The sequence below is a fragment of the Pseudoduganella sp. OTU4001 genome (genome assembly GCF_038440195.1).
Taxonomy (GTDB): domain Bacteria; phylum Pseudomonadota; class Gammaproteobacteria; order Burkholderiales; family Burkholderiaceae_D; genus Rugamonas.
Genome location: NZ_JASATG010000032.1, coordinates 20142 through 31807 on the forward strand (window position 1 = coordinate 20142; position 11666 = coordinate 31807).

Annotated in this window: 10 protein-coding genes; 6 read left to right on the forward strand and 4 right to left on the reverse strand. The window is 61.4% G+C overall.

Translation table 11 applies throughout. The features are described from left to right. Nucleotides 1-19 precede the first annotated feature (19 nt). Entirely contained in the window at nucleotides 20-625 is a 606-nt protein-coding gene (gene ycaC, locus AAHE99_RS21810) for an isochorismate family cysteine hydrolase YcaC (protein ID WP_342119459.1), read from the reverse strand. Nucleotides 626-730: 105 nt separating this feature from the next. Between ycaC and AAHE99_RS21815 the strand changes: the two genes are divergently transcribed. Beyond that, on the forward strand, nucleotides 731-1630 hold the full coding sequence (locus AAHE99_RS21815) for a LysR substrate-binding domain-containing protein (RefSeq protein ID WP_342119494.1): 900 nt from the start codon (nucleotides 731-733) through the stop codon (nucleotides 1628-1630). A 50-nt stretch (nucleotides 1631-1680) separates the two neighbouring features. Here the strand turns inward: AAHE99_RS21815 and AAHE99_RS21820 are convergent, their stop codons facing one another. The 3 genes from AAHE99_RS21820 to AAHE99_RS21830 all read right to left on the reverse strand — a co-directional run bounded on the left by AAHE99_RS21820 (nucleotide 1681) and on the right by AAHE99_RS21830 (nucleotide 4555). Beyond that, nucleotides 1681-3459, reverse strand: coding sequence for a PhoH family protein (locus AAHE99_RS21820; RefSeq protein ID WP_342119460.1), 1779 nt, complete (start codon nucleotides 3457-3459; stop codon nucleotides 1681-1683). Nucleotides 3460-3700: 241 nt separating this feature from the next. Further along, on the reverse strand, nucleotides 3701-4156 hold the full coding sequence (locus AAHE99_RS21825; protein ID WP_342119461.1) for a peroxiredoxin: 456 nt from the start codon (nucleotides 4154-4156) through the stop codon (nucleotides 3701-3703). Nucleotides 4157-4180: 24 nt separating this feature from the next. After that, nucleotides 4181-4555 carry an Mth938-like domain-containing protein gene (locus AAHE99_RS21830; RefSeq protein ID WP_342119462.1) on the reverse strand — a complete coding sequence of 125 codons (375 nt, stop codon included), beginning with the start codon at nucleotides 4553-4555 and terminating at the stop codon, nucleotides 4181-4183. Between the two features lie 133 nt (nucleotides 4556-4688). Here AAHE99_RS21830 and AAHE99_RS21835 point away from each other — a divergent pair, with 133 nt between their 5' ends. From AAHE99_RS21835 to AAHE99_RS21855, 5 genes are all read left to right on the forward strand, one after another. After that, complete coding sequence (locus AAHE99_RS21835) at nucleotides 4689-5921, forward strand: pyridoxal phosphate-dependent aminotransferase (RefSeq protein ID WP_342119463.1); 1233 nt, start codon at nucleotides 4689-4691, stop codon at nucleotides 5919-5921. Nucleotides 5922-5943: 22 nt separating this feature from the next. Continuing rightward, nucleotides 5944-7266 (forward strand): homoserine dehydrogenase, encoded by a 1323-nt coding sequence (locus AAHE99_RS21840; RefSeq protein ID WP_342119464.1) that lies wholly within the window; start codon nucleotides 5944-5946, stop codon nucleotides 7264-7266. 165 nt (nucleotides 7267-7431) lie between these two features. Beyond that, on the forward strand, nucleotides 7432-9321 hold the full coding sequence (locus AAHE99_RS21845; protein WP_342119465.1) for an MFS transporter: 1890 nt from the start codon (nucleotides 7432-7434) through the stop codon (nucleotides 9319-9321). A 108-nt stretch (nucleotides 9322-9429) separates the two neighbouring features. Then, on the forward strand, nucleotides 9430-10146 hold the full coding sequence (locus AAHE99_RS21850; protein ID WP_342119466.1) for a hypothetical protein: 717 nt from the start codon (nucleotides 9430-9432) through the stop codon (nucleotides 10144-10146). Between the two features lie 188 nt (nucleotides 10147-10334). Next, on the forward strand, nucleotides 10335-11654 hold the full coding sequence (locus tag AAHE99_RS21855; protein ID WP_342119467.1) for a reverse transcriptase family protein: 1320 nt from the start codon (nucleotides 10335-10337) through the stop codon (nucleotides 11652-11654). Nucleotides 11655-11666 lie beyond the last annotated feature (12 nt).

Genomic DNA, 11666 nt, shown 5'->3' on the forward strand with positions numbered 1-11666 from the left:
GTAGCAAGGTCAAGCGTGTTCAGCCTTTGTTATAGCTGGTGATCAGGTTGCGGTAGTCGGGGATGTGGTTGGAGAACAGGGTGCCCAGGCCCTCGATGTCGTTGCGCCAGTCGCGGTGCAGCTCGCAGGCGGCGCCAAACCAGCTCATCAGCTGCACGCCGGCATCCTGCATGCGGCGCCATGCTGCGTCGCGGGTGATCTCGTTGAAGGTGCCGGAAGCATCGGTTACCACGAACACCTCGAAGCCTTCGTCGATCGCCGACAGGGCGGGGAAGGCGACGCACACCTCAGTCACCACGCCGGCAATGATCAGCTGCTTCTTGCCGGTGGCTTTGACGGCCTTCACGAAGTCCTCGTTGTCCCAGGCATTGATCTGGCCTGGGCGCGGAATGAACGGGGCTTCGGGGAACATCTGTTTCAGCTCAGGCACCAGCGGACCATTCGGGCCGTTCTCGAAACTGGTGGTCAGGATGGTGGGCAGCTTGAAGTACTTGGCCGAGGCGGCCAATGCCAGCACATTGTTCTTGAACTTGTCCGGTTCGATATCGCGCACCAGGGACAGCAGGCCAGCCTGGTGGTCGACCAGCAGCACGGCGGCATTGTTCTTGTCGAGGCGTTTGTACATGGCATTCTCCTTGGGAGGTGGTTTGGGGTAAGGACAGCATAGACACGCATCAATCGGGGCGGTAGTGCCGTAAAATGGCTTCAGTGTTCTTTTTGCGGAACAATGATGAACGACCTGAACGACCTCTATTACTTCGTGCAAGTGGTGGACCATGGCGGCTTTACACCTGCCGGGCGGGCCCTGGGCATGCCGAAGTCGAAACTGAGCCGGCGCATCGCCGCCCTCGAGCAGCAATACGATGTGCGCCTGCTGCAAAGGACCACGCGCCACTTCTCCGTGACGGATACCGGGCTGGAGTTCTACCAGCAATGCCAGGCGGTGCTGGCGCAGGTGCAGGGCGCGCGCGAGGTGATGGAGCGCCAGCGTTCGGAGCCGCAAGGCATGGTGCGGGTGAGCTGCCCGACGGCCTTGCTGGAGTACCGCATCGGCCCGCTGGTGGCGCGCTTCATGAAGCAGTGGCCGAAAGTACGAATACTGCTGGAAGCCAGCAACCGCCGCGTCGATGTGCTGAGCGAGGGATTCGATATTGCGTTGCGGGTGCGCTTTCCGCCGCTGGAGTCGAGCGAGCTGGTCATGCGCGTGCTGGCAAACAGTCCGCAGCGGCTGGTGGCCAGCCCGGCCTTGCTAAAGCCGCGCAAATCGTTCAGGCATCCCGACGCACTGGCGGTGGCTGGCTTGCCCAGCCTGGACTGGGGACCTGCGCGCGAGCATGTGTGGCAGCTGGAAGGCGCGGACGGCGTGCTGGCTACGGTGCCGCACCAGCCGCGCTACATCACGGACGATATGACGGCCTTGCGCCAGGCGGCGCTGGAAGGCATCGGCGTGGTGCAGCTGCCGTGCATGGTGGTGGAGGATGCGCTGGCTAAGGGCACGCTGGTCGATGTAGTGCCCGGATGGGCGCCCAAGGGAGGCTTGATCCACGCGGTATTCCCGTCGCGGCGCGGCGTGCTGCCGGGGGTGCGGCTGCTGTTGGACTTCCTGGCGGCGAATATCCAGCAGGACTAAATAAAAAGCCCCGCACTTGGCGGGGCTCTGGTTGCTGCGGCGGTGCTGGATTACAGCACGTCGCTCGCGTGGTCGGCCAGGCGGGAACGCTCGCCGCGTGCCAGCGTGACGTGGCCGCTGTGCGCCCAGCCTTTGAAGCGGTCGACCACATAGGTCAGGCCGGACGAACCTTCGGTCAGGTATGGCGTGTCGATCTGCGCGATATTACCCAGGCACAGGATCTTGGTGCCCGGACCGGCGCGCGTCACCAGGGTCTTCATCTGCTTCGGCGTCAGGTTCTGCGCCTCGTCGATGATGAGGAACTTGTTGACGAAGGTACGGCCGCGCATGAAGTTGAGCGACTTGATCTTGATGCGCGAGCGGATCAGGTCCTGCGTTGCCGCACGGCCCCATTCGCCGCCTTCACCGTCGGACTTGTTCAGCACTTCCAGGTTGTCGTCGAAGGCGCCCATCCACGGGCCCATCTTCTCTTCCTCGGTACCCGGCAGGAAGCCGATATCTTCACCCACCGGCACCGTGACGCGGGTGACGATGATCTCGTTATACAGCTTGGTCTCCAGCACCTGCGCCAGGCCGGCGGCCAGGGCCAGCAGGGTCTTGCCGGTACCGGCCTGGCCCAGCAGGGTGATGAAGTCGCACTCGGGATTCATCAACAGGTTCAGCGCGAAGTTCTGTTCGCGGTTGCGGGCGGTGACACCCCATACGCTGTTCTTGTTGTGCGAGTAGTCGCGCAGGGTTTGCAGGACGGCGGTCTTGCCGTTGATCTGCTTCACTTGCGCGTAGAACGGCGCCTCGCCGTTGTTCGGTTCCAGGAACACGAACTGGTTCACCAACAGGGACGGGATGAACGGGCCGGTCACGCGGTAGAAGGTGCTCGACTGGCCGTGCTTGTTCTCCTGCCAGGACTCCATGTCCTTGCCATGCTTGTTCCAGAAGTCGTCCGGCAACTGGACGATGCCCGAGTACAGCAGGTCGGTGTCTTCCAGCACGTGGTCGTTGAAGTAGTCTTCCGCCGGCAGGCCCAGGGCGCGCGCCTTGATGCGCATATTGATGTCTTTCGACACCAGCACCACCGCGCGGCCTGGCTGCTCGGCTTCCAGCGAGCGCACCACGGCCAGGATCTGGTTGTCGGCCTTGCCTTGCGGCAGACCTTCTGGCAGGTCGGCTACCTGTACCTTGGTCTGGAAGAACAGGTGGCCCTTGGCGTCCTTGTTGCCCAGCTTATTGAGCGGGATGCCGGCTTCCATGTCGTCGTCGTCGGTGTTGCTGACCAGGGCATCCAAGGTGCGGGAAACCTGGCGCGCATTGCGGGCGACTTCGGTCATGCCTTTCTTGTGGTTGTCCAATTCTTCCAGCGTCATCATCGGCAGGAAGACATCGTGTTCCTCAAAGCGGAACAGCGAGGACGGGTCGTGCATCAGCACATTGGTATCGAGCACGAACAGCTTGGTGCTGCCCAGCACATCGGCCTTGCGGCTGGTGGCGGACTTCAGCACCACTTCGTGCGCCTTGTGCTTGGCTGGATGCGGCGCATCGGCCTTGATCGGGGTGACCTTGGCGCGCGCTTGCGGCGCGGCCTTGGTGCGCGGTGGTGCCGGCACATCGTCCGGCAGCTTGGCGACCTTCAATGCCGGAGCTTTTTTCGCTGGGGCTTTGGCCGCTGGTGCGGGTTTCACTGCTTTGGCAGCAGTCTTGGTCGCCGCTTTCTTCGGCGCAGGTGCTGCCTTTTCTTCGGTAGGGAAGGGAACCGGATTCGCTCCGCTCGCCTTCGGGTAGTCTTTAGCCAGCAGCAGGGTGGCTGGCTTGCTAGGCAGTTTTGGCAGTGGCATCAGGATCTCAATCTCAAAAAGGATGCGGCCACGCGAAGGCATACGCCTGTGCATGGACGATCAAGGGGGTAATCGGAAAAACTAAAGGATGCCTGGCGGGCGTCTGCGTCGCCCGAAAGCCGGTGGGCATTGTGCCACCGGGGACAGTGGGTGGAAGGACTTACTCGACTCAAAATCTGGCTGACACGATCAAATGTAAAGCTCCCGTTGAGCTAACACATTCGCAGCGAGGGCTTTGCCATCAGCCCAGGTTTGCCACGAATTCCAGCACTTCATCGACGTGACCTGGTACTTTCACGCCTCTCCATTCTTTCACCAATCGGCCTTTTGCGTCAATCACAAACGTGCTGCGCTCGATGCCGCGTACATCTTTACCGTACATTTTTTTCATCTTCATGACATTGAAGGCCAGGCATACCGCTTCGTCCGGGTCGGAGATCAGTTCGAACGGCAGGCCAAGCTTGGACTTGAAGTTTTCGTGCGAGCGCAGGGAGTCGCGGCTGATGCCATAAATTTCAGCACCGGCTGCGGTGAATTGCTCATGCAGGTCGCGGAAAGCCATGTTCTCGGTGGTGCAACCCGGGGTGTTGTCCTTCGGGTAGAAGAACAGGACGGTGGATTTGGCAGGGCGGCCCGAAAGCTGGAAGGTCTGGCCGCTGGTCATGGCGGCGCTGAAATCAGGGATGTTTTGGCTCATGCGCGTGTATATGGATGCAAATTCTTATTTCTCAATGATCAGTGCCAGCAGGGCTTTGCGGCCTTCACCCATCAGGATGTTGTAGGTGCGGCAGGCGGCGTTGGTGTCCATGCATTCGACGCCGATCTGCTTGCCGATCAGCGGGGCGGTCAGGCGCGGATGCACGAAGCGCTGGCGCTCGCCGGTGCCCAGGATGACGACATCGGGCTGCTCGGCCAGCAGCTGTTCGAAGTGTTCGACCGTCAGTTCCTCGAACTTGGCGACCGGCCAGGCGCGCGGCGTGCTTTCCGGCAGCACCATCAGGCTGTAGGCGAAAGGCTGGCCGTTAATCTCGACTCCACCCTCGAAATAACCGGAAACGGTTTGATACTGGCCGGTGCTGGAAGAGTGAAGTTTCATAACGCTTAGCTATATTTAAATGCAATAGAGATCTTATTGTAACGTTTTGCGCATATCCATGGTTGATTAAACCAATTTAATTCGGCAGAATGGGTATTTTCGCAATGCAGCATTTACAGGTAAGGGATTGATTTTGCGTCCGGTTCAGAAATCCAACAAGCTAAACGAGATTTGCTACGAAATCCGCGGTCCGGTGCCCGAAAAGGCCCGCCTGATGGAAGAAGAAGGCCACAAGATCATCAAGCTGAACATCGGCAATATGCAGCCGTTCGGCTTCGACCCGCCTGACGAAATCGTCCACGACATGATCCTGAACCTGCCGAATGCGGCGGGGTATACCGACTCCAAGGGCCTGTTCGCACCGCGCAAGGCGGTGATGCATTACACCCAGCAGAAGAACGTCGCCGGCGTGACCATGGACGACATCTACCTGGGGAATGGCGCGTCCGAGCTGATCGTGATGTCGATGAATGCGCTGCTGAACAACGGCGACGAGGTGCTGGTGCCGGCGCCGGATTATCCGCTGTGGACCGCTGCGGTCAGCCTGTCCGGCGGCAAACCGGTGCACTATGTCTGCGACGAGCAGCAGGACTGGTTCCCGGATATCGACGATATGCGCAAGAAGATCACGCCGAACACCAAGGCGATCGTCGTGATCAACCCGAACAACCCGACCGGCGCGCTGTACCCGGATGAGGTGCTGCTGCAGATTATCGAACTGGCGCGCCAGCACCAGCTGATCATCTACGCCGACGAAATCTACGACAAGGTGCTGTACGACGGCGTCCAGCACACTTCCATCGCCGCGCTGTGCGAGGACGTGTTCTGCGTGACCTTCAACGGCCTGTCCAAGAGCTACCGTTCGTGCGGCTACCGCGCCGGCTGGATGGTGCTTTCGGGCGAAAACAAAAAGTACGCGAAGGACTATATCTGGGGCCTGAACATGCTGGCCTCGATGCGCCTTTGCGCCAATGCGCCGGGCCAGTGTGCGATCCAGACTGCGCTCGGCGGCTACCAGAGCATCAACGACCTGGTGGCCCCCGGCGGGCGCCTGCTCAAGCAGCGCGACCTGGCATACAAGCTGTTGTCCGAGATTCCGGGCGTCAGCGTAGTCAAGCCAAAAGCTGCACTCTATATGTTCCCCCGCCTCGATCCGAAGATCTACCCGATCGCGGATGACCAGCAATTCGCTTACGAACTGCTGGAAGAAACCAAAGTTCTTATCGTGCAGGGCACGGGCTTCAACTGGCATAGCCCGGACCACTTCCGCGTGGTCTTCCTGTCCAATTCGGACGATATGGAAGATGCCTTTGGCCGCATCGCGCGCTTCATGGAAGGCTACCGAAAACGGCACGGGCACGGTTAACACAATCCAGGGAATTTGAAAGATGAAATCGATTAAAGTAGGTTTGCTGGGCGTCGGCAACGTAGGCGCAGGAACGTTCAGTGTATTGCGTCGCAACCAGGAAGAGATCCGCCGCCGCGCCGGCCGCGGTATTGAGATTGTGGCCGTATCGGCCCGCAACCTGGAGCGCGCCAAGGAGCGCACTGAGGGCCAGTGCAAAGTCGTGGCAGACCCGTTCGCGATCGTCAACGATCCGGAAATCGATATCGTCGTGGAGCTGATTGGCGGCTATGACACCGCCAAGGAACTGGTGATGCAGGCCATCGCCAACGGCAAGCATGTGGTGACCGCCAACAAGGCGCTGCTGGCGCTGCACGGCACCGAGATCTTCGCCGCGGCGCAGGCCAAGGGCGTGATGGTGGCCTTCGAGGCGGCTGTCGCGGGCGGCATCCCGATCATCAAGGCGCTGCGTGAAGGCCTGACCGCCAACCGCATCGAATGGATCGCCGGCATCATCAACGGCACCACCAACTTCATCCTGTCCGAAATGCGCGACAAGGGCCTGGACTTCGACACCGTGCTGAAGGAGGCGCAGCGCCTGGGTTATGCCGAGGCCGACCCGACCTTCGACATCGAAGGCGTGGATGCGGCGCACAAGGCGACCATCCTGTCGGCGATTGCCTTCGGCATTCCGGTGCAGTTCGACAAGGCGCACGTGGAAGGCATCACCAAGCTGCAGGCGATCGACATCAAATACGCCGAACAACTGGGCTACCGCATCAAGCTGCTGGGTATCGCGCGCCGCGCCAAGGTGAATGGCGGCGAGGGCATCGAACTGCGCGTGCACCCGACCCTGATCCCGGCCAAGCGCCTGATTGCCAATGTGGAGGGCGCGATGAATGCGGTGCTGGTGCAGGGCGACGCCATTGGCGCGACCATGTATTACGGCAAAGGCGCGGGTCCTGAGCCGACCGCTTCCGCCGTGATTGCGGACCTGGTGGATATCACCCGCCTGGCGACTGCCGATCCGGAGCACCGCGTGCCGCACCTGGCCTTCCAGCCGAATGCGATGACCGATATCAAGATCATGCCGATGTCGGAAATCACCACCAGCTATTACCTGCGCATGACTGTGGCCGACCGTCCGGGCGTGCTGGCCGAGCTGACCCGCATCCTGGCCGACGGCAGCATTTCGATCGACGCCATGATGCAGAAGGAGCCGGCGGAAGGCGAGACCGAAGCCGACATCATCCTGCTGACGCACCAGACGCAGGAAAAGAATGTGACGGCGGCGATCGAGAAGATTGAAAAGCTGTCCAGCGTAGTCGGCAACGTCACCAAGATCCGACTCGAAAACCTGGCGTAAGCAATTCGAACAACGGGGACGGAAACTTGTTCCGTCCCTGTTTTCGGGGCTATCCATCGTTCTGCCACTGTAAAGTATTAAATAACGATACTTTGACAAGGCGGGTTGAGTGGCGGGAGAATGTGCTGTATGTTGTCAGCACTTTCACTTTTCCCGTGACGCAACATGAGCCATCCCAGCCAGTTCGACCTGCTGAAACAGCGCCGCTTCGCTCCCTTCTTCTGGACGCAATTCCTCGGCGCGTTCAACGATAACCTGTTCAAGACCGCCCTGGTGGTGGCGCTGGCGTTCGACGCCGCCAACTGGACCGACCTGCCGCCATCGCTGGTCACCAACCTGGTGCCCGGCCTGTTCATCCTGCCGTACGTATTCTTCTCCGCCACTTCCGGGCAGATCGCCGAAAAGATCGAGAAGGGCAGCCTGGCGCGCGTCATCAAGTGGCTGGAAATCGGCATCATGTCGGTGGCTGCGGTTGGCTGGTTCACGCACACCCTGTGGCTGCTGATGTTCGCCGTGTTCGGCATGGGCATGCACTCGACGCTGTTTGGCCCGGTCAAATATGCCTACATGCCGCAGCACCTCAAGCCGGAAGAGCTCACCGGCGGCAACGGCATGGTCGAAATGGGCACCTTCGTCGGCATCCTGCTCGGGCAAGTGTTCGGCGCGGTGATCGTGGAGCAAAAGCCGAATGGCGTGGCGTGGCTGGCGGCGGCGACGGTGATCTTTGCGGTAATGGGCCTGGTGTCGGCTTACGGCATCCCACGCACGCCGGCGCCGCAGCCGGACCTGAAGATCAACTGGAACCCGTTCACCGAATCGATCCGCAATATCCGTTTTTCGGCCTCCAACCGCACGGTTTTCTTGTCCATGCTGGGCAACTCGTGGTTCTGGTTCTACGGCGCGATCGTGCTGGCCCAGTTCCCGGTGTACGCCAAGGATTTCCTGAACGGCGACCGTACCGTCTTCGTGCTGCTGCTGACCATGTTCTCACTGGGTATCGGCGCCGGCTCGCTGCTGTGCGAAAAGCTCTCCGGCCGCAAGGTGGAGATCGGCCTGGTGCCGTTCGGTTCCATCGGCCTGTCGTTGTTCGGCATTGACCTGTACCTGGCGAGCCTGGGCTACAGCGTGCCGGCCGGCCAGGTGGACTTTATGGCGATGGCGCTGCAGCCTGGCGCCTGGCGCATCATCATGGACGTCGTCCTGATCGGCGTATTTGGCGGCTTCTTCATCGTGCCGCTGTTCGCGATGATCCAGCTGCGCGCCGACTCGCAGCACCTGTCGCGCACCATTGCCGGCATGAACATCATGAACGCGCTGTTCATGGTAGTGGCGACCGGCGTGGCGATCCTGCTGCTGAAAATGGGCTACACCATTCCTGAGCTGTTCCTGGCCACGGCCATCATGAATGGCGTGGTGGCGGTGTACATCTTCTCGCTGGTGCCGGAATTCCTGCTGCGCTTCCTGGCCTGGATCCTGATCCATACCGTGCACAAGGTGAAAACCGTCGATGCCGACCGCATTCCGGAGGAGGGCGGCGCGGTCCTGGTGTGCAACCATGTGAGCTACGTCGATGCCCTGGTGATCGTAGCGGCCAGCCCGCGCCCGATCCGCTTCGTGATGGACTACCGCATCTTCAAGACCCCGTTCTTCGGCTGGATCTTCCGCACCGCCAAGGCGATCCCGATCGCACCGGCCAAGGAAGACCCGTGGCTGATGGAGAAGGCTTTCGTCGATATCGCGCAGGCCCTGCACGAAGGCGAGCTGGTTTGCATTTTCCCGGAAGGGAAGCTGACGCGCGACGGAGAGTTGAGCGAGTTCAAAGGCGGCATCAAGAAAATTGTGGAACGCTCGCACGTGCCGGTGATCCCGATGGCGCTGCGCGGCCTGTGGGGCCACCTGCTTAGCCGCAGCCAGGACAGCCTGCTGGAACGGGCTTTCCGCAAAGGCTTCCGTTCGCAGCTGTCGCTGGCGGTCGGACAGCCGCTTGCGCCGACCGACGTGAGTCCGGAGATGCTGTACCGCCAGGTGGCAGAATTGCGCGGCGATTGGAAGTAATAAATTGTAGTTGCCGGCTACATACTTCTACATACAAAGGCGTCCGTCGGACGCCTTTGGCCTTTTTTACAATCGTTCATTCCAAAACTTTTGTGAAAGAGCAGACAAATGAAAACAATTTTGAAGACCGGCCTGTCCATCGCAATGCTGTCGCTGCTGGCCGCATGCGGTGGCGGCAATGGCGAAGCTGGCTCCAAGCCGGAAACCATTACGTCGTTGACCGACTTCGACAAGGGCATTGCCGGCTGGACCGGCGGCTCGTCCGACTACAGCCCGGAAACCGCACCGACCAACGTGGTCTTTGAGCAGCGCGGGCTGGCATCGCCGCTGACCGGCAAAGCCTACTTCATCGGCGGCACCAACCGCAGCGACGACCTGTTCCTGTTCGTGAAGCGCCAGTTCAACGGCCTGGCCAAAAACACCACCTATAGCGTGAAGTACACGCTCAAGATTGCCAGCAACGTGCCGTCCGGCTGCATGGGCGTGGGCGGTGCGCCGGGCGAGGCGGTGTGGGTGTATGCCGGCGCCACTGCGGCCGAACCGAAGCCGGTTACCGTGAACGGTGAAATCCGCATGAACATCGACAAGGGCAACCAGGCCGAAGGCGGCAAGGATGCCCAGGTGATCGGCAATATCGCCAACGGCCTGTCCTGCGGCAGCACTACCTATGCCAGCAAGACCCTGACCAGCACGAAGGAGCATAAAGTGACGACCGACGCCAACGGCGCGGTGTGGGTCATCGTGGGCATCGACTCGGGCTTCGAGGCGCGCTCCGAAATCGCACTGCAATCGCTGCTGCTCGAAGTGACTCCCGTCAAGCTGTGAAGTGTTGACGATTAGATAAAAATCACCTACTGTGAAGGCCGGGGCGGATTCCTCCAAGCCGGCCTGTCTTATGCCTTGTGCAGGGACAGCCTCTACGGGGTTACCCCGTGGGATTTTCAATATCCAGCATTTCGCCGCATGAGCGGCCGTGCGTTCCACGCACCCTTGCTCACGCATCACGAGACTCGTTGGAGGCTCCGCTCCTGAATACAAGGAAATTGGCCGCATTGGCGCTGGCCGACATGATGCTTGCCACCGACGGCAGCCTGGAACAACTGGTCGCCGCATGCCAGCGCGTGTTCGACCTGGCGCCGCCCTGGGCACCGCGCATTTGCCGCGCGCTCGCCAAGCGCACCGGCGATAACTTCCATTACTTCAACCGGCAGGAGCTGGCCGATATCCTGGCGCAGCTGCTGCAGCGCGCATCGGTCGCCATTCCACCGTTGCGGCGCTACTGCGTCGAGCCGCCGGTGCGTCCGCCTCAAGCCGGGTGGCTGCAGGCGCTGGCGCTGCCGGAACTAGCGACAACGGGTGTGCTGGCCGCCTGGCTGGAGGAGCCGGTTGGGGCGCTGGAATGGTTCGCCGACCAGTGGCGGCCCGGCAGCGCGGGGCAGGCGCGCTTGCAGCACTACCACTACCGCTGGGTGCCCAAGCGCAGCGGCGGCCAGCGGCTGATCGAAATTCCCAAGCAGCGGCTGCGCCGCATCCAGCACAGGATCCTGCGCGGGATCCTGGACCTGGTGCCGCCGCATCCTTCCGCGCATGGCTTCCGGCGCGGGCGTTCCAGCATCACGCATGCCGCGCCGCACGCCGGGCAGCATGCTGTGGTCCGCATGGACTTGAAGGACTTCTTCCCGCGCATCCAGTATTCGCGGCTGCACGCGCTGTTCGAAAAGCTTGGCTATCCGGCCAGCGTCGCCGGTGTGCTGGCGCGGCTGTGCGTGAACCGCGCGCCGCAGGAAGTACTGCGCCTGGGGCAGGACTGGGCCGAGCGCCAGGCTTTAAAGTCGCCGCATCTGCCGCAAGGCTCGCCATGCTCGCCGGCGCTGGCCAATTTGTGCGCCTACCGGCTCGACATGCGGCTCGAGGCGCTGTCCCGATCGGTTGGCGCCACCTATACGCGTTATGCCGACGACCTGGCCTTTTCCGGCGGCCCCGAATTTGCGCGCAGCGCGGAGCGCTTCCATATCCAGGTCGCCGCCATCGCGCTGGAAGAGGGCTTCCGCGTGAATACACGCAAGACGAAGTTGATGCGCGCCGGGATGCGGCAGCAAGTGACCGGCGTCGTCGTCAACCGGCACCCGAACCTCGCACGCGGCGAATATGACCGGCTGAAAGCGACGCTAACGAACTGCGTGCGGCACGGCCCCGCATCGCAAAACCGGGCGCAGCATCCCGACTTCCAGGCCTACCTGGCCGGCAGAATTTCCTATGCCCGGGCACTCAATCCGAGCCGGGCCATCCGCCTGCAGGCGCTGTTCGAGGCAATCCGCTGGGAAATTCATTAGTGTAGGAATTCA